Consider the following 19,030-nt stretch of genomic DNA (forward strand, 5'->3'; position numbering starts at 1 on the left):
GTAAATTAGTTTTTAATAAATTCTGTAATTACTTTATTGTTTTTTAATTCAGGTAACTCGAACATATCACCAATAATTTTATTGTATTTTTCTGGATAAAAATCTTTTCGTCCATCCCCTGGGTAAAAAGTCATTTCGCCAAAAATTATATGATCTTTAATAGAATAAAAATCGACTCTAACAAAAGGCAAACCTGCCGATAATTTTTCAGAAAGTTGTATCATTTCTTGCAATGTATAGGGTTTTTCAAAATCTTCTGAAATAAGTGTTTCAACTGGCGAATCTGAAAAAGGTAATTTTTTAAAATCAAAATCATAAAAAGCACTCTTATGATTTTCTTCTCTATCTAAATGAACCTCAACAAAAGCAGGTTTTCCATTAAAACAATAAAATTTATAATCGGTTAAAGAATCTCTATTTTCATCTTTCATAAATTTTTCGGCAATAACACGAGGTTTTACGTCTTTATATGCCCATTCTTGCCCCGTTCTATAATATTGATTTGTCGATTGCCATTTTCTAATACTTTTTTTAACTTTTGCTAAATCTAAGTTATTTTTATCTTTACAGATTATGTTATAACTACTTGCATGTACGCCTTTTAGCACAAATTTCTTTGGCAATTTATCAAAATTAATTTCAGAAAATGAATTGTAAACACCGTAACATTCGTTTAAATATTTTGTGCCTATTTTTTCTTTTACAAATTCTCTTACGGCATATTTATCAACTAAAATATTTAAAATTTTAGGTTGATAATACATTTTATACCATTGAATTTTCTCATTAAATTCTATTGGGTTTTCTAAATTTAATTTCTTTTTTGTAAAATATTCATATAAAAAAGGCAAGAATATTTTTTGTGGTAAAAAAGTCATTTTTTTCAAAAAACGTAAAACTGTTCTATTCATACTTTTTATTTTTTAATAACTTTCATTTAAAGGTTGTTTTTTGATTAATTTTTCGCCAGCAGGTATTTTAGGTAATTCAAAATAATCGCCAATAATTTTATTGTATTTCTTCGGGTAAAAATCTCTTCTTCCATCACCTGGATAAAAAGTCATTTCACCAAAAATAATTGTATCGTTTACCGAATAAAAATCAACTCTAACAAAAGGAAAACTTTCAGATAATTTACCAGCAAGTTCTACCATTTTTGATAAGGTTTGCGGTTTTCGAGAATCTTCTTGAATCAGTTTATCTGCAGGTGAATCTGAGAAAGGTAATTTTTTAAAATCAAAATCGTAAAAAGCACTTTTATGATTTTTTTCTCTATCTAAGTGAACTTCCAAAAATTTAGGTATTCCATTAAAGCAATAAAATTTATAATCAGTTAATGAATCTCTATTTTCATTTTTGATGAATTTCTCAGCAATAATACGAGGTTTTACATCTTTATATGCCCATTCTTGCCCTGTTCGTTTATATTGATTTTTACGCAACCATTTAGCCATTAAACGCTTTGTTTTAGCTTTATTTAAAGTGGTTTTATCTTTAACAACCAAATTAATATTACATCCGTGCGTGCCTTTTAATACAAATTGATTTGGTAATTTATCAAAATTAACTTCCGATGGTTTATTAAAAACACCATAACATTCATTTAAATACTCTTCGCCTATTTTATCTTTTACAAAAGCTCTAACAGCATATTTATCAACAAGAGTATTTAAAATTTTAGGTCTAAAAAAAACTTTATACCACGACAATTTCTGATTAAATTCAATTAGATTATCATAATCAAGTTTTTTACCTGAATAATATTCATAATAATGTTTAATATAATAAGGAGCAGGTAAAAATTTTAATTTCTTAATAATTGTTAACCATAATTTTCTTAAAAACATAAAATGCAGTAATTATTTTGCTCAAAAATAATATAAATTAAAAGAATCATGATTATTTTTGATGCAAATATTTTTTATGAAAACTATTGAAATATCAATAATAATAACCACATACAACGCAACAGCTTGGTTAGAAAAAGTTATTTGGGGATACCATCGACAGACCTTTACTAATTTTGAATTAGTTATTGCTGATGATGGCTCAAAACAAGAAACCAAAGAACTTATTGATGCGTTACGCAAAGAAGTTTCTTTTCTGATAACGCACGTTTGGCATGATGATAATGGTTTTCAAAAGACAATCATTTTAAATAAAGGACTTTTAAAAAGCAAAGGCGAGTATCTTATTATTTCTGATGGAGATTGTATTCCTAAAAAAGATTTTGTAGCAACGCACCATAAAATGCGAGAAAAAGGACGTTTTTTATCTGCTGCTTATTTTAAATTACCTTTAAATATTTCTGAATTAATAACCAAAGAAGATATTATTACCCAACGATGTTTCGATATTAATTGGCTTACAAAACACGGTTTAAAAAAAAGTTTCAAAAATAATAAACTAACTGCCAAAGGATTAAAACAAAAATTATTAAACAAATTCACACCTACAAAACCCACTTGGAATGGTGCAAATTCATCAGCATGGAAAAAAGATATTATTGCGGTAAATGGTTTTGATGAACGTATGCAATATGGCGGTTTAGATGTTGAACTTGGTGAGCGATTATGCAACAATAACATCAAACCAAAACAAATACGATATAGTGCCGTTACGGTTCATTTAGACCATCCGAGAGGCTACGCAAATCCTGAAAGTTGGAAGCTAAATAATACAATCAGAGAAAATGTTAGAACCAAAAAAATAACATGGACTGATTACGGTATTATTAAAAAAAATCAATAAATATGAAAAGTTGCGTGTTGTTTTGCCCTACCGATACTTGGGGAGGAATTGAAAAAAATGTAGTGGTAAGAGCTAAATTTCTAATAAAAAAAGGCTACAAAGTTTATGTCGTCATTTTAAAAGAAAAATTTCGTGAAAAATATGAAGTAATTCCCAATATCAACATCATTAATATAAACGCTAGAGGTGGCGATATTAATGCTTTTGTTATTTTTAATTACACCAAAATATTAAAAAAAATAAAACCAGAAGTTGTTTTTGTTGCCTTAAAAAAAGATTGGTTTTTAGTTTCTTTTGCTTCAAAAATAGCGAAAGTTCCAAGAATCGTTTTATATTTAGGGATTTTACGAAAAATCAAAAATAATATTAAATATAAATTTGTTTTCAACACTCTAAAACCAATTGTTCTTGTTAATAGTAATTCTCTTAAAAATGATTTATTAAAAAATACACCGTTTTTTAATGATAAAAATTTATACAGAATTTATAACGGCTTTAATCTTCCAGAAATAAAAGGAGCTTCCTTAAATTTAAAAGAAAAATTTAATTTATCTGAAGATACAGTTATTATTGGCTGTGCAGGAAGATTAAGTAATATGAAAGGTTTTGATTTATTGCCTGAAATTTTAAGTAAATTGCCCGACAATGTTCATATTGTAATTGCAGGTGAAGGAGATGAAAAACAAGAAATTGAAGCTAAAATAAAAAATAAAGGTCTTGAAAATAGGATACACTTTTTAGGACAACTTTCTGATATTCATACTTTATTTAGAAGTATCGATTTATTTTTATTATGTTCAAGAAAAGAAGGTATGGCAAATGTTCTTAATGAAGCGCTTAGTCATGGTTTACCTACTGTTTCAACAAAAGTATCTGGTAGTGAAGAATTATTAGGATATGGTAAATACGGTATTTTAACAGAAATAGAAGATGTTGATGCCATTGCAAAAGGATTACAAAAAATCATCGCTAAAGAAATTACTTTTGATAAAAATGAATTACGAAAATGGATACAAGATTCTTTTTCTATGGAACTTTTAGAAACAAAAACCGAAGAATTATTTTTTGAAAAACTTTAAGTATACTCAAGTAAAAAACGCACAAATAACTAATGATTTGTGCGTTTTTCATTATAAATAAGCCCCTTCAAAAAATCTTACACCGCAACATCATACTCTCTCAAAGCATCATTTAACGACGTTTTTTTATTGGTACTTTCTTTACGTTTACCAATAATTAAAGCACAAGGAACTTGAAATTCACCAGCAGCAAACTTCTTAGTATAACTACCAGGAATAACTACTGAACGAGCAGGAACAACTCCTTTCGTTTCAACAGGTGTATCACCAGTAACATCTATAATTTTAGTACTCATTGTTAAAACAACATTAGCACCTAAAACCGCTTCTTTTTCTACTCTAACACCTTCAACAACAATACAACGAGAACCGATAAAAGCACCATCTTCAATAATTACGGGAGCAGCTTGTAATGGCTCTAAAACACCACCAATTCCTACACCACCTGATAAATGTACATTTTTACCAATCTGTGCACAAGAACCAACTGTAGCCCAAGTATCAACCATAGTACCTTCATCAACATACGCACCGATATTTACATAACTAGGCATTAAAATTGTTCCGGATGCAATGTACGCTCCATGACGTGCAACCGCATTTGGAACGACTCTAATTCCTTTTTCTGCAAAGTTTCTCTTTAATGGAATTTTATCATGATATTCAAAAATACCCGCCTCTAAAGTTTCCATTTTTTGAATCGGGAAATATAAAACAACCGCTTTTTTTACCCATTCATTTACTTGCCATCCAGAATCGGTTGGTTCTGCTACACGTAACGCACCAGAATCTAATAAATCAACCACTTTTCTAATAGCGTTAATAGTTGTTTCTTCTTGTAATAAAGCACGATTTTCCCACGCTTTTTCTATAATATCTTGTAATGCTGTCATCCTTTAATTATTAAAATTTTATGCAAATATAAAGCCTCTATAGCTATTGTATGCGAAGATACATTTTTTAAACAAATGCTTTTTTCTTGTTTAAATTATAGGGTTGCCTTTTTTATCCGAAGAAAAAAAATTGTAAAAAAATTATATCAGAATAATATTTTATAAAAAATTAAACTTTATGTTTGTGAAAAATAAAAACATTTGGGACGAGTTTTAGCCATCGATTTTGGTAAAAAAAGAACAGGAATTGCTGTTACTGACGAATTACAAATTATAGCATCAGGATTAACCACCGTTAATACAAAAGAACTAATTCCTTTTTTAAAAGACTATGTAAAAAAAGAAAATGTAAGCTTATTTATCATCGGAAAACCAAAGCAAATGGATAATTCCGACAGCCAAAGTGAAGCCTTAATTCTTCCATTTTTAGAAAAATTAACAAAAGCGATTCCAAATATCCCTGCAAAAAGAGAAGACGAACGTTTTACTTCAAAAATGGCGTTTCAAACTATGATTGATAGCGGACTCAACAAAAAACAACGTCAAAACAAGGCTTTAGTCGATGAAATAAGCGCTACAATCATCTTGCAGTCGTATTTATACAACAAATAATTTTATACATAAACGATTCTTTGTATTTTCGTACTCTTAAAATTTAAAAACACATGATTTTACCCATTGTTGCTTACGGAGATCCCGTATTACGTAAAGTAGGAACAGAAATCGATAAAGAGTATCCGCAGTTAGAAAAATTAATTGCCGATATGAAAGAAACAATGTACAACGCACAAGGTGTCGGATTAGCAGCACCACAAATCGGAAAAGATATTCGTTTATTTTTAATCGATGCCTCTCCTTTTGCTGATGATGAAGATTTATCCGAAGAAGATAGAAAAGCCTTAGAAAACTTTAATCATGTATTTATAAACGCTAAAATAATTAAAGAAGAAGGCGAAGAATGGGCTTTTAACGAAGGTTGTTTAAGTATCCCGAATGTTCGTGAAGATGTTTTTCGTCAAGAAAAAATTACCATCGAATATCAAGATGAAAATTTTGACAAACATACCAACGTTTTAACAGGTTTAGCGGCACGTGTTTTTCAACATGAATACGATCATATTGACGGAATTTTATTTACGGATAAATTATCAACGTTAAAAAAACGATTGATTAAAAAGAAATTAGAAAACATATCAAAAGGAAAGGTTGACGCAGGTTACAGAATGCGTTTTCCAAATGCTAAGAAAAAATAGTCTTTTATATAAAGACACTAAAAACACCATAATATGGAATTTAATAAAGTTATAGCAGTTACTGGGAAACCAGGATTATTTGAAATTATTTCTCAAACAAAAACAGGCGTAATCGTTCGTTCAATTGTAGATGGAAAACGTTTTCCTATTGCAGCAACTCACAACGTGAGTTTATTAGAAAATATTGCAATTTATACCTATGAAGAAGAAGTGCCTTTAGCAGTTATTCTTAAAAGTATGGCTGAGAAACAAGAAGGTAAAGAAGCGCTTTCTCATAAAGAAAGTAACGATACTTTAATGGCTTATTTTGAAGAGATTTTACCAGGTTTTGATAAAGAACGTGTGTATGCTTCTAACATTAAAAAGGTTATTCAATGGTATAATACTTTAGCAGCAGCTAATTTCGATTTTAATACCTTACAAAAAGTAGCAACTCCAGAAGAAACTAAATAAATTATGAATACTCGTAAGCAACAATTAGACGCTTTTAACCGTTTGTTAGATATTATGGACGAGCTTCGTGAGAAGTGTCCGTGGGATAAGAAACAAACTTTAGAGAGTTTGCGTCATTTAACAATTGAAGAAACTTACGAATTAGCAGATGCTATTCTAGACAATGATTTAGAAGAAGTTAAAAAAGAATTAGGCGATGTGTTATTACACATCGTCTTTTATGCTAAAATTGGTAGCGAAAAAAAAGCTTTCGATATTACTGATGTTGCAAATTCTATTTCTGATAAATTAATACATCGTCATCCGCATATTTATAGTGATGTTGTGGTTAAAGATGAAGAAGAAGTAAAACGAAATTGGGAAAAACTAAAGCTAAAAGAAGGTAAAACTTCTGTTTTAGAAGGTGTTCCTAAAAGTTTACCCGCTTTGGTAAAAGCAAGTAGAATTCAAGAAAAAGTTGCTGGCGTTGGTTTTAAATGGGATAAACCTCAAGAAGCTTGGGAAAAAGTGCAAGAAGAAATTCAGGAATTAAACCAAGAAATAAAAGCTGGAAACAAAGGCGATAATCAAGAACGTATCGAAAAAGAATTTGGCGATGTCTTATTTTCACTGATAAATTACGCACAATTTATAAAGGTAAATCCTGAAAATGCCTTAGAAAAAACGAATAAAAAGTTTATCAATCGTTTTCAATATTTAGAAAAACAAGCCAAAAAACAAGGCAAAGAAGTTTCTAATATAACTTTAAACGAAATGAATACTTATTGGGAAAAATCGAAGGAATTTTTTGAGTAAAATTCGCTAGTATTTTTTATTTATTTTATCTATTTTTCATGAATATCATCATAATTACAGGCGGAAGCAAAGGAATTGGAAAAGCATTGACTAAAAAATATGCTTCTGAAAATTATCAAGTAATTTCTCTAGCAAGAACTTCATCCGAAGTAAAAAACGTACAACATATTTCAGTTGATTTAACTGATAGTATTGCAACTCAAACTATTTTTAAGGCTCTTTTAGATAAAATTATCCATCAAAAATCAACTTCTAAAATAACATCAATAACTTTAGTTAACAACGCTGGAAGATTAGGTAAAATAGCCAATTTAGAAAATTTAGAAGCTTCTGATATTGCAAAATCTATGCAATTAAATATTACTACGCCGTTTATTTTATCAGGATTATTTATCAAAAAAACACAAGATTTAGCTTGTAAAAAACAAATTATCAATATTTCATCGGGCGCAGCCAAAAAACCATATCAAGGTTGGAGTGTTTATTGTTCTTCAAAAACGGCAATTGATATGCTAACAAAAACTATTGCTTCAGAACAATTAGAAATAGAAAATGGTGTAAAATGTGTGGCAATTTACCCTGGCGTTGTTGCTACCGATATGCAAATACAAATCAGAAACACCAACAAAACTGATTTTAAAAATGTACAGCGTTTTATCGATTTAATGAAAAATAAAGAATTATATACGCCTAAATTTGTTGCCGATACTATTTATAAAATTGATATTGAAAATCAGTTGAGTAATGGCGATGTTTTTGATATTCGGAATATTTAAGGGAATAATTCATGTAAAAAAGCACTCTTTCTTAATTATTAAAAAGCTTAACAGTGCACTCATAAACATTTCTACCATTCATGTCTTTAACTTCTTTATAATTAAACCCCTTTAAAGTGTTTTTTCTTTTAATTAAATGACTAACATCACCTCTATATTCAAATTTCTGAATAAAAGAAGAAGGTCTTAAATTCGTACCATAATACTTTGGTGTAACAGTATAATCTTTAATAAACTTAGAGTTATTTTTTATAAAATTCTCTGTTTTTTTAAAACTACCTAAGTTTAATTTTCCTAACTGCGGAACTATATTTAAAGAACCTGAGTTACCACCTAAAGAATGTGCGATTAAATGCCCTCCATGATCTTGACCTTTTATACCATTCTTTATAAGAGATTTAGCTTGTTCATTAGTATTATTTATCGTTTTTCTATTTATAATATTTTTAGGATTTACTCGACCTATAATAACCTTTATAGTTCTACCTAAATGATCTACTGTATAAATAACATTTCCATTTTTAACTATAGAATTTTTAGGGATTCTATTTAATAGAGGATTTACATAATTTATTCCATTTTTTTTGATAACATTTGAATGTACAATTATAGAACTTTTACTTCCTTTGTTAAATACCGAACCTAAAAACTCACCTGTTTCTTTATCTAGAACTCGTATTGATTTTCCATGTTTTTTAAAAATAAATTCAGGATTTGCCTTAACCCATTTATTTAAGTATGTTGTAGTAAAAAAGGGTTGAGCAATTATTTTAACTACCTTTTTTTGTACAAGAGACTTTCTTGTAATTTTTTTAGTTAAAATATTTACACTACTTTTTGTAGACGATTCTACTAATGTTTTTATGATATTTTTACTTCCTTTTTCTACATATTTACTAGAGATGTTTTTTACAACACCAGGTATCATTTTTTTTCTTATTAAACCACTTGCTTGACTTTTAACAGCTCTTTTTGCTGCTGTTTCTGCCGTTTCACCTACTAAATACTTAAGACCTGATTTAATAATTTTTGTCTGAGCTTGAACCTGTATATTAAATGTTAATAATAAACATATTATAAGTTTAAAGAATTTCATTTATTTTTTTGTATAAAGATGAATAATATAGTTCTTGACATTTTAAAAAATCATTACTGTACTGCTGTAATATTTTGTCCATTGATTTATGATATATTTCTTTGTATTGCTGCTCTGCTTTATCTTCATTTTTTACTGAAATTATCATTTCTGTTCCCATCGCAAGTCCTCTAGTTATAAGTAGCGAAGTTCCTACGGTAAAGAAAGCTGCAACACCTTCAACAGCAATAAATCCAGTTTCTGTTAGAGCTTCTTTAGCCGCTAAAGATTCTGATACTTCACCTCCTCCTTCAAATGAAACGAGAGTATTTTTAATTTTATCACTCCTTAATGTTTTATGCAATTTATTTTTTGTAAAATACTCAACATCAGCTAACATCAACATTCTAATTTTAGATATTCCTTCATTTAGTATTGTAATATCATTTAATATGATAGCGTCAATTTTTTTTGAATCAATTGCTTTATTCCAATCATTTTGAAAATCTTTAGCAATAAGTTTTTTTCCACTAATCCAATCAATTACAGAAGCTCCCGTTCTATATAAACCACTACCTATGTCAAAATATTCTTCTGTAAATTTTTTAAAAGCAGGGTTAAAATAATCATCAATATTACCTCGAAGATTTGTAACGAATGTAATAAATAATTTCTGTTCTTCTTCTTCCTGAAATTTATTGAAATAAATAGCTATTTCAGACATAATTTCGCTTCTTTTTTCACTACAAAATTCAACTATTATTTGATGATGTTTTGAAAATTTAAATTTATCTTTTACTATTTTTAAATCAAAATATGAATAATCTTTAATTACAGGAATTATATATTCTAAAATGTGATTTTCTATATAAATAGAAGCGTTATTTTTAGCTTTATAGTAATCAGGGAACTCTTCAAATGTTAATTCAGATATCTCTTGATAAAGATTACTTTCTAATTCAGATAATTTAAAATCTATTTCATCTAATGAAGAATATTTCATTAAATATTGATTTGCATTATATATTTGATTGTAAGAGTAATCATCAATATTAGGAACTAATCTAGTTTTTATTAAAAAAGAATATAATTTTTCTCGTTTAGGAAATGTCTTAATTGTAGTTTTTAAATCATAAAAATCAGTTGCTACCATCGCATCATAAATCGATTTTGTAATATATTCTTTCTGATTTAGTATTTGTTCCTCTAGCAACTGTAGTTTATTATTTTCTTCAAAATTGATTAAATTTTCATAATCAAATTTTTCTAGAATAGGAGTAAATTGTTGTTTTACAATACTATTTAGAATCAATTTATCTTTCTCCCAAAAAGAATATGATGCTATTAATGAATTGAATTTACCTATAGAATTATATTCTTTATTTTGAATATATTTAATTATTTGTGTTTCATATAGTAATGTTCTTATTGGTGTTATAGAAATACCAATACCTGTTATTATTAAACCTATTAGCAATAGCTTAAATAAAGGTTTAATTAAATATCTTTTTAGCATAGACATTTTTTTAGAATTATTTTATTTTAAATAGCTTTTTTGCTAAAATAATATTTTTTAGATAATCTTTTACCTGAAAAACCATAATTATTTTATTTACTCAAAATGATATAATTATAACAATCAGGAAGAGAAGCTGATGAAATAAGTTTAGCTTGAAGAACAAAATCAATACGCATCCACATCCATAATAAAACGAATCGACCTAAAATCTTTCACACTTTCAAAAGAATTTTTAACCCTAATAATTTGTTCTTTTGTTTTCGCTAAGGATTGTTTTGGCGGAATTTTAATCACTAAATTTTTAATATACAAATTTCGAACACGCGATACTGCTGGCGTTGTGGGTCCTAAAACATGTTCAGCAAACACATTTTGTAATGATTTTACCAGCCAATTTACACCCGTTTCTACACGAACAGGATCTTTGTGTTTTAGCGTAATTTTAATCAATTTAAAATATGGTGGATACTTAAAATTCCAACGTTCCTGCAATTGTTCTTTGTACATTTCGGCGTAATTAGTGGTCGAAACTTGCTGTAATATTTGATGATTCGGATTATAGGTTTGTATCGCAACATTTCCTTGTTTTTTGCTACGTCCTGCCCTACCCGACACCTGAACCATTAATTGATACGCTCTTTCGTGGGCTCTAAAATCAGGAAAATTTAACATAGAATCGGCACTTAAAATACCTACTAACGATACATTTTCAAAATCCAAGCCTTTCGATAACATTTGTGTTCCTACTAAAATATCAATTTCTTGCGCCTCAAAAGCACCAATTATTTTTTGATAGCCGTATTTTCCACGCGTAGTATCCAAATCCATTCTTCCGATGTTATAATCAGGAAATAAGGTTTTTAGTTCTAGCTCAATTTGCTCTGTTCCAAAGCCTTTTGTATCAAGCGTTGTACTTCCACAAGCACCGCAATTATTAGGCATCGCTCGTTGATAATTACAATAATGACATTTTAATTCTCGTCTAAATTTATGGAATGTTAAACTCACATCACAATTTGGACATTCTGGAGAAATACCACAGGTTTTACATTCGACAACGGGAGAAAAACCACGTCTATTTTGAAATAAAATAACTTGTTCTTTTTGCTCCAAAGCTTCGGTAATCATGGTTAATAACCTATCGGAAAAATGCCCTTTCATTTGCTTTTTCCGTTGCTTTTCTTTGATGTCAATCAGTTCGATTTTTGGCAGTTGAATATTTCCAAAACGTCTTTTTAATTCAACAAAACCATATTTATTTTGCTGGGCATTAAAATAACTCTCTAAAGATGGCGTTGCCGAACCTAACAATACTTTTGCCTTATGTAAATGTCCTAAAACAATTGCCGAATCTCGGGCATTATAACGTGGCGATGGTTCAAATTGTTTGTAAGAAGTTTCATGCTCTTCATCAACCACAATTAAACCTAAATTTGAAAAAGGCAAAAACCCTGATGAACGAGCGCCTAAAATAATTTGTGCTTTTGGTTTATTTTCCAACACGTTATTCCAAACTTCTACCCGCTCATTCATCGAATATTTTGAATGAAATACCGATATTAAATTACCAAAATAACGTTCTAATCGGCTAATTATTTGTGTTGTTAACGCGATTTCTGGCAATAAAAACAAAACTTGCTTGCCTTCTGCGATTACTTCTTTTATCAATTTTACATAAATTTCTGTTTTTCCAGAACCTGTAACGCCGTGTAATAAAGTTACATTTTGGGTTTCAAAAGATGTTTTAATTTCTTTAAAAGATTGCTGTTGAAACTCGTTTAATTCTTTTATTTGATTGGTTGTTCCTTCAAAATTAATTCTATCAGTTTGAATTTGATAAAACTCAAAAATATCTTTATCGACTAAGGCTTTTAAAATTGCCGAAGACACGCCTGATTTCTCTTCTAAATCTTTTACTTTGATGGGTTTTTTAGCACTTGCTAATTGAAAATAAGTTAGCAATGCTTCTCGCTGTTTTTTTGCTTTTGATAACTTTTCTAGTAATTCCTGAAGTCCTTTATTTGATTGATATATCGTATTTAAACGAACATATTTCACTAATTTCGGTTTGTAGGTTTGGTAAATTTCTTCTTTGATAAAAGCGACTTCTTTCTGAATTAAAGAATCAATAATTGGTAAAACTGTTTTTTTACTGATGATATTTGCAACTTCATGAATTGTCAATTCGGAGCTATTTTGTAGGGCTTCAAAAATTAAAAATTCGTCATCGGTTAAAACGGTTTCATCGGTAAAAATGTCATTTTTATAAATAATTGTTTCACTTTCCAACATAAATGCCGATGGCAACGCAGCTCTATAAACATCGCCTAACGAACACATATAATAGTTCGAAATCCATTGCCAATGCTTTAATTGACGCTCATTTACAATAGGCGTTTCATCTAAAATTTGATGAATATCTTTTGCTTTATACGATTCAGGTGCGTTTTGATGCATATCAAAAACAAGTGCCGTATAAATTTTACTTTTCCCAAAAGAAACCGCAACTCGCATTCCTTTTTTAAGGAATGAAAATTCAGCTTCATTTACAGCATAGGTAAATGTTTTTTTTAATGGAATCGGCAATATAACATCAATAAAATACATGTTTTTAAGTGATTTTATGATTGAAAATAATGAAAAAAGTGAAAAATTAACTTATAAATTTCAAGTAAAAATTCTCTACTTTGGTTCTAGCCCAAGGCGTTGTTCTCAAAAATTTCAAACTCGATTTTAATGTCGGATTATTTTTAAAACAGTTTAAATTTAAAATTTCTCCTAATTCTTGCCAACCATATTCTAAATATAGTTCTTCTAACATCGTGGCTAATTTTATTCCGTGAAGCGGATTATTTGGTTGTTCTTGGCTCATATTTTGCTCCTAATTTTATCTGAAAAAGCAAAAATAACGGTTCTAGTTGATTAATTACTTGATTAATTCATCTAATAATGTTCTTACTTTCTTACTATTCCAGTTTGATGCGCCTTTTTTATCGGCAATAATATGTCCTTTTTTATCGATTATAAAAGTCGCAGGAATCGAACTACTTTTTAATTCTGGTGGCGTATCGGTAATGCCCGTGTAGGTTGGTAAATTATAGTTTTTTTCAATGTAAAAATCTGAAATAGTATTCCAATTTTCATTATTTACAAAAATAAAAGTTACCTCATCTTTGTAATCATCATATAATTTTTGAATACTTGGCATTTCTGCGATGCACGGCGGACACCAAGTTGCCCAAAAATTAACGAAAATAACCTTGTTTTTTGTTTGATTAAAATCTAAATCCGAAGTATTTAACCCTTTTAAATTCCAATGATAATCTTTTAATTGTACGCTATTTTCAACCGAAATTACCGATGGTGAAAAAGAAATTAATCGAATAAAATAAACTTTTGTCGGCGGATATAATAACAAGCCAATCAGAATTGCAAATAAAATATTTGTACTGTTTTTTTTGATGAAATTCATTGTTGTTCTGTTTATTTATTTCGTATTTATTTTTACTTTGTCTTATTTATGATATTCTTTTTAAGCCTTTTTTAAAAAATAAAGATAAAAAATATTATATCTAAAATTAGATAATATAAAGCTATTTATTTTGTCATTTTTTCAATATTTTAGCAAGACTTTAAAATAAACAATTTTAGAATGAAAAATACTGCATTAACACATATTCACGAAGCTTTAGGAGCAAAAATAGTTCCTTTTGCTGGTTATAACATGCCTGTACAATACGATGGTATCAATATAGAACACGAAACGGTTAGAAAAGGCGTTGGTGTTTTTGATGTAAGTCATATGGGTGAATTTTTCTTAAAAGGAGAAAACGCCTTGGCTTTAATTCAAAAAATTGCTACTAATGATGCTTCAAAATTAGTTCCTGGTAAAGCGCAATATAGCTGTATGCCAAATGCTGATGGCGGAATTGTAGATGATTTAATTATTTACATGATTGCTGAAAATGAGTATATGTTGGTGGTAAACGCATCTAACATCGAAAAGGATTGGAATTGGATTTCTAGCCATAACGACTTAAATGTTGAAATGGAAAACCGCTCTGATGATTGGTCTTTATTAGCGATTCAAGGTCCTAAGGCTGTAGAAGCAATGCAATCGTTAACGGATGTAAATTTATCAACTATTAAGTTTTACACTTTTGAAATTGCTGATTTTGCAGGGATTCCTGACGTTGTTGTTTCGGCAACAGGTTACACGGGTTCTGGAGGATTTGAAATTTATGTAAAAAATAAAGATGTAGAAGCACTTTGGAAAAAGGTTTTTGAAGCTGGTGCAGATTGGGGAATTAAACCAATCGGTTTAGCGGCGCGTGATACCTTACGTTTAGAAATGGGATATTGTTTATATGGTAACGATATCGATGACACAACTTCTCCGTTAGAAGCTGGTTTAGGTTGGATTACAAAATTCACGAAAGATTTCGTAAATGCAGAAGCGTTAAAAGCTCAAAAAGAAGCGGGTGTTACTAAAAAATTAGTAGCTTTTGAATTAACAGAACGTGGGATTCCTCGTCATGATTATGAAATTGTTGATGCTGATGGAACTGTAATTGGTCGTGTAACTTCTGGAACGATGAGTCCTTCTTTAGGAAAAGGAATCGGTTTAGGATATGTTACTGTTGAAAATTCAAAAGTAGATACTGCTATTTTTATTCAAGTTCGTAAAAAACAAATTCCTGCGAAAGTGGTTAAATTACCTTTTTACAAAGGATAAAAAAATTTAAATTTCATACATTTTTTATAGTATCAAAAAGCAACTCTTTTAAGTAGGAGTTGCTTTTTTTTATGATTTTTTAGTCTTTGAAATCTTTTTCTTCTTTGGTTATTTTATTCCAGATTTTAAGTTCATCAGAAGCAGTTACACCGTCTAAAATTTCGACATTGATACCATCAGAAATTCCTAACGTAATATTTTTTCTTTCAAACTCTTGTTCGCCTATTTTTACTTCTACGTATGGTTTCTCCGTTTTTTCATCAAACTGTAACAATGCTTCTTTAATGGATAAAACACTATCTTTTTTAGCTAAAACAATTTCAGCATTTGCACTGTATCCTGCTCTAATAAAATACGTATCATCTAGGGTTACAGATGCTTTTATTTTAAATTGTACCGCACCTGCTTCATCGGTTCCTTTTGGGGCGATAAAATTCAATACAGCAGGGAATTTTTTATTTTCGATAGCTCCTAAAGCGATGTCAATTTTCGTTCCTTTGACTAATTTTCCAACTTCTGATTCATCTACTTTTCCTTCGAAAATCATTTTTGTCATATCGGCAATTCGAGCGATTGTCGTTCCTGCATTAAAATCGTTTGCTTGTGTAACTTGCGTTCCTTTTTTAACAGGGATTTCAATAATCATTCCTGAAGTTGTAGCTCTAACACTTGTATTTGCTTGTGTTCCTAAGCCTTTTGTTGTTCCTTTTTTGATAATATCTCTATCTGATTTTGCATTTGATAGCGACTGTTTTGCATTGTTATAATTTAGTATTGAATTTTCAAATTCTTGACGAGCAATCACTCCTTTTTGCAATAGATTTTTATTTCTATCGAATTGAATTTTGGCATTATTAAAGGAAATTTGAGCATTTTTGATGCGACCATTTGCACTATTCAGCGCAGATAAATTTGGCACAACGCTCACAGTTGCGATTAAATCTCCTGTTTTTACAATCGTACCTTCTTGGACTAGTATTTCTGATAAAATTCCTGCAATTTGCGGTTTTATTTCTACTTCATCTAAAGGTACAACGTTTCCTGTTGCCACTGTTTTTTTGATAATGGTTGCTTTAAAAGGTTTTTCGGTTTCGTACTTTATAGGAGATTCGCTATTTTTTTTACCAAACCATATGAGTACGATAACCAATGCAACAGCTATTGAGCCAAAAATGAGTATTTTTTTCATTTGAATTTATTATTTTTAAAGATTGCTAAATTTAGTATTGATTTATTATTTATTCTTCTCTTAACGCTTCAATAGGTTGAATTATAGTCGCCATATACGCTGGAATAAAACCGATACACGTACCTAAAATAATCAGAACGGCATAGGCGATTAGTACAATTGGAATATCAACCGTTGGATTTGTTAATAAATCTAAGGCGTCAATAATCATCAAAATTACACCGCCTGCAATAATTCCTAATGAACCTGCTAAAAGTGTCAAAAAAACCGATTCTAAAACGATTTGTTGGCGTATTTTCAAGGGTGTTGCTCCTAATGCTCTACGGATTCCTATTTCTTTGGTACGTTCTTTCACGGTAATCAACAAAATATTTCCGATTGCAAAAACACCTGCAATTAACGTTGCGATTCCTACAAACCACGTTAAAAATTGCATTCCAGTTAAAAAACCTGTTACTTTTGCTATTTCTTTTCCTAAATTAAAACCATTAAATGCGCTAGTATCTTCAGGATGAATTTTATGAATAGTTCGTAATAATCCTTTTACATCCGCTTCGACTTGTTCAATATCTGCTGTTTTCTTTGCGGTAACGACCATCCATTCAAATTTATTTCCTTTATTATAGACCAATTTAAAAGTACTAAAAGGAAGATGAACATTATTGGTTCCTTCAAATCGACTTGGTTTATAAATACCGATTACTTTATAATTTATATTATTTATTTTCAGATAATTACCAACAGATTCTTCATTTTTATCATATAATTGTTTGTAAACTTCGGAACTAATCACGCATACTTTTCTATTTTCATCAATATCATTTTGATTGATAAAACGTCCTTGTGTTAGGTTTTTCTTTTGAATTTTATCTAATAATGGAAAATCGCCATAAATAGTAAGTGTTGCTTTTTTTAATCCATTGATAACCAATCCTGCGGTTACATTTCTAGGTACAACAATTTCAATTCCTTTAATTGCTGTTCTAATTTTTTGAACATCGTTGGTCGTTAGGGTGATTTGTCTTCCTTTTTGAAATCCTTTAAATGCTTTGGATGTTTTTCCGCCTGTCATAAAAAAACTATTGGTAGCAAAATCTCCAAATAGATTATTAAAACCATTTTCAATTCCTTTGGCTGCGCCTAGTAAACCGACTAATAATAAAATCCCCCAGAAAGCACCAAAAATAGTAATTACGGTACGTGTTTTATTTTTACGAATACTTTCGTATATTTCTTGCCAACTATCTTTATCAAATAAAAATTTCATTTTTTCGGGGCTTTTTTAGCTAGCATTTAAAGCGATTATTGGTTTAATTCTAGCGGCTTTTTTTGCGGGTAAATACCCTGCAATAACGCCTGATATAATTAGCGTAATGGTTGCTCCAATAACAACGGGCGTTGAAACTCCAGGGTTTACAATAAAATATTTTTCTAAACTTGGCGATGCTATTTTTAAGATTCCAATTCCCAGAATTAATCCTAAATATCCCGATAGCGTTGTTATAAAAACGGCTTCTAGCATAATCATCGAAATAATTGCTTTTGGCGTTGCTCCTACTGCCTTTCGAATCCCTAATTCCTTAGTGCGTTCCTTTACAATATACACCATAATATTACTAATTCCGACCACACCAGCAATGAGCGTTCCCAAACCGATAATCAAAATTAAAATACTTAAAACAACCATCATCGTGGCTACTTTCTTGTTGCTTTCTGCATAATTATTTACTGAAATTCCTCTTTGATCATTGGGAGAAACGCCGTGTTTCTTTTTTAATTCTTTGTGCATTTTTGTACTAAAAGCAATCGCTTGTTCAACGCTTAATGAAGGATTATAGGTCATTCCAAACATATCTACGTTATCATTATTACCATAAATTTGTTGCATTGTTGAAAAAGGCAGATAAATAAAACGTTCATCAGTATCGCCTCCTGCATCAGTAAAAACGCCGATTATTTTATACATAACGCCATCAATATTGAGTAATTTTGTGTAGGCTGGTATTTCTCCAAATAAATCTTTTGCGACCATACGCCCAATAACGGCTACTTTTGTTTTTTGATGAATATCTTTTAAATTCAAAAAACGTCCTGCTGTAATGGTTGCAGATTCTAAGAAATCATACTTCGGATAGACTCCTCGAATGGCGTAATTATTTTCAGTTGTTTTATACACTACCGATGCGGTTCTTTGCAAACGAGGGCTTATCATTTGAATTTTATCGGCATATTTTTCTTTTAAAAAATCAAAATCATCATTTTTAAATTGAATTTTGCGTCCTATTTGGTTTCCTTTAAATGCTTTTGTTGTTTTATTGGAAGTGATATAAATAGAATTAATTGCATCTTTAGCAAACTGATTTTTAAAGGTATTTTCAAGTCCGTTACCGATTCCGAAGAGCAAGGTAAAAAGTAGAATCGCAAAAGCCACGGTAAATCCAGAGAGTATCGACCTTAATTTATTTTTACGGATGCTTTGTAATATTTCTTGCCAACGGTCTAAATCAAACAT

General features: G+C 29.7%; 19 protein-coding genes. 8 read left to right on the forward strand and 11 right to left on the reverse strand.

Translation table 11 applies throughout. The features are described from left to right. Positions 1-5: 5 nt before the first annotated feature. Positions 6-911 carry an ATP-grasp fold amidoligase family protein gene (locus tag L0U77_RS09420; protein WP_233901075.1) on the reverse strand — a complete coding sequence of 302 codons (906 nt, stop codon included), beginning with the start codon at positions 909-911 and terminating at the stop codon, positions 6-8. 12 nt (positions 912-923) lie between these two features. Then, the gene (locus tag L0U77_RS09425) at positions 924-1,847 is read right to left on the reverse strand and encodes an ATP-grasp fold amidoligase family protein (RefSeq protein ID WP_233901076.1); all 924 of its coding nucleotides are present in this window, start codon (positions 1,845-1,847) and stop codon (positions 924-926) included. Positions 1,848-1,923: 76 nt separating this feature from the next. On the opposite strand from L0U77_RS09425, the gene L0U77_RS09430 reads away from it, so the two are divergent. Further along, entirely contained in the window at positions 1,924-2,751 is an 828-nt protein-coding gene (locus L0U77_RS09430; RefSeq protein WP_233901077.1) for a glycosyltransferase, read from the forward strand. Positions 2,752-2,753: 2 nt separating this feature from the next. After that, positions 2,754-3,830: a glycosyltransferase gene (locus L0U77_RS09435; RefSeq protein ID WP_233901078.1), complete on the forward strand. Its 1,077-nt coding sequence runs from the start codon at positions 2,754-2,756 to the stop codon at positions 3,828-3,830. A gap of 77 nt (positions 3,831-3,907) precedes the next feature. On the opposite strand, the gene L0U77_RS09440 is transcribed toward L0U77_RS09435, so the two are convergent. Further along, positions 3,908-4,723 (reverse strand): 2,3,4,5-tetrahydropyridine-2,6-dicarboxylate N-succinyltransferase, encoded by an 816-nt coding sequence (locus tag L0U77_RS09440; protein ID WP_233901079.1) that lies wholly within the window; start codon positions 4,721-4,723, stop codon positions 3,908-3,910. A 201-nt stretch (positions 4,724-4,924) separates the two neighbouring features. On the opposite strand from L0U77_RS09440, the gene ruvX reads away from it, so the two are divergent. Genes ruvX through L0U77_RS09465 form a run of 5 tightly spaced genes read left to right on the forward strand, consistent with a single transcriptional unit; the run spans position 4,925 to position 8,000 of the window. After that, the gene (ruvX, locus tag L0U77_RS09445; protein WP_101917204.1) at positions 4,925-5,335 is read left to right on the forward strand and encodes a Holliday junction resolvase RuvX; all 411 of its coding nucleotides are present in this window, start codon (positions 4,925-4,927) and stop codon (positions 5,333-5,335) included. Between the two features lie 53 nt (positions 5,336-5,388). Then, positions 5,389-5,976 (forward strand): peptide deformylase, encoded by a 588-nt coding sequence (gene def, locus L0U77_RS09450; protein ID WP_233901080.1) that lies wholly within the window; start codon positions 5,389-5,391, stop codon positions 5,974-5,976. A 33-nt stretch (positions 5,977-6,009) separates the two neighbouring features. Continuing rightward, a complete protein-coding gene (locus tag L0U77_RS09455) occupies positions 6,010-6,429 on the forward strand; it encodes a DUF5606 family protein (RefSeq protein WP_101917206.1) in 420 nt (139 codons plus the stop codon). A gap of 3 nt (positions 6,430-6,432) precedes the next feature. Beyond that, positions 6,433-7,224, forward strand: a complete 792-nt coding sequence (gene mazG, locus L0U77_RS09460) for a nucleoside triphosphate pyrophosphohydrolase (RefSeq protein ID WP_233897141.1) — start codon at positions 6,433-6,435, stop codon at positions 7,222-7,224. Between the two features lie 38 nt (positions 7,225-7,262). Beyond that, the gene (locus tag L0U77_RS09465; protein ID WP_233897140.1) at positions 7,263-8,000 is read left to right on the forward strand and encodes an SDR family NAD(P)-dependent oxidoreductase; all 738 of its coding nucleotides are present in this window, start codon (positions 7,263-7,265) and stop codon (positions 7,998-8,000) included. 31 nt (positions 8,001-8,031) lie between these two features. On the opposite strand, the gene L0U77_RS09470 is transcribed toward L0U77_RS09465, so the two are convergent. The 5 genes from L0U77_RS09470 to L0U77_RS09490 form a co-directional block, all read right to left on the reverse strand. Continuing rightward, entirely contained in the window at positions 8,032-9,096 is a 1,065-nt protein-coding gene (locus L0U77_RS09470) for a DNA/RNA non-specific endonuclease (RefSeq protein ID WP_233897139.1), read from the reverse strand. Next, the gene (locus tag L0U77_RS09475; RefSeq protein WP_233901081.1) at positions 9,083-10,591 is read right to left on the reverse strand and encodes a hypothetical protein; all 1,509 of its coding nucleotides are present in this window, start codon (positions 10,589-10,591) and stop codon (positions 9,083-9,085) included. The genes L0U77_RS09470 and L0U77_RS09475 overlap by 14 nt, the downstream gene beginning before the upstream one ends. A 168-nt stretch (positions 10,592-10,759) precedes the next feature. After that, a complete protein-coding gene (priA, locus tag L0U77_RS09480; RefSeq protein WP_233897137.1) occupies positions 10,760-13,201 on the reverse strand; it encodes a replication restart helicase PriA in 2,442 nt (813 codons plus the stop codon). Between the two features lie 46 nt (positions 13,202-13,247). Then, positions 13,248-13,466 carry a VF530 family protein gene (locus L0U77_RS09485; RefSeq protein WP_101917210.1) on the reverse strand — a complete coding sequence of 73 codons (219 nt, stop codon included), beginning with the start codon at positions 13,464-13,466 and terminating at the stop codon, positions 13,248-13,250. 54 nt (positions 13,467-13,520) lie between these two features. Further along, complete coding sequence (locus tag L0U77_RS09490; protein WP_233897136.1) at positions 13,521-14,066, reverse strand: TlpA family protein disulfide reductase; 546 nt, start codon at positions 14,064-14,066, stop codon at positions 13,521-13,523. Positions 14,067-14,246: 180 nt separating this feature from the next. On the opposite strand from L0U77_RS09490, the gene gcvT reads away from it, so the two are divergent. After that, the gene (gene gcvT / locus L0U77_RS09495; RefSeq protein ID WP_233897135.1) at positions 14,247-15,329 is read left to right on the forward strand and encodes a glycine cleavage system aminomethyltransferase GcvT; all 1,083 of its coding nucleotides are present in this window, start codon (positions 14,247-14,249) and stop codon (positions 15,327-15,329) included. A gap of 79 nt (positions 15,330-15,408) precedes the next feature. Here the strand turns inward: gcvT and L0U77_RS09500 are convergent, their stop codons facing one another. From L0U77_RS09500 to L0U77_RS09510, 3 genes are read right to left on the reverse strand one after another with little or no spacing between them, the layout of a single operon-like run. Further along, on the reverse strand, positions 15,409-16,518 hold the full coding sequence (locus L0U77_RS09500; protein WP_233897134.1) for an efflux RND transporter periplasmic adaptor subunit: 1,110 nt from the start codon (positions 16,516-16,518) through the stop codon (positions 15,409-15,411). Positions 16,519-16,567: 49 nt separating this feature from the next. Next, the gene (locus L0U77_RS09505; RefSeq protein ID WP_101917214.1) at positions 16,568-17,785 is read right to left on the reverse strand and encodes an ABC transporter permease; all 1,218 of its coding nucleotides are present in this window, start codon (positions 17,783-17,785) and stop codon (positions 16,568-16,570) included. 15 nt (positions 17,786-17,800) lie between these two features. Beyond that, positions 17,801-19,030 carry an ABC transporter permease gene (locus L0U77_RS09510; RefSeq protein ID WP_233897133.1) on the reverse strand — a complete coding sequence of 410 codons (1,230 nt, stop codon included), beginning with the start codon at positions 19,028-19,030 and terminating at the stop codon, positions 17,801-17,803.

It is taken from the genome of Tenacibaculum piscium (assembly GCF_021390715.1).
GTDB lineage: Bacteria > Bacteroidota > Bacteroidia > Flavobacteriales > Flavobacteriaceae > Polaribacter > Polaribacter piscius.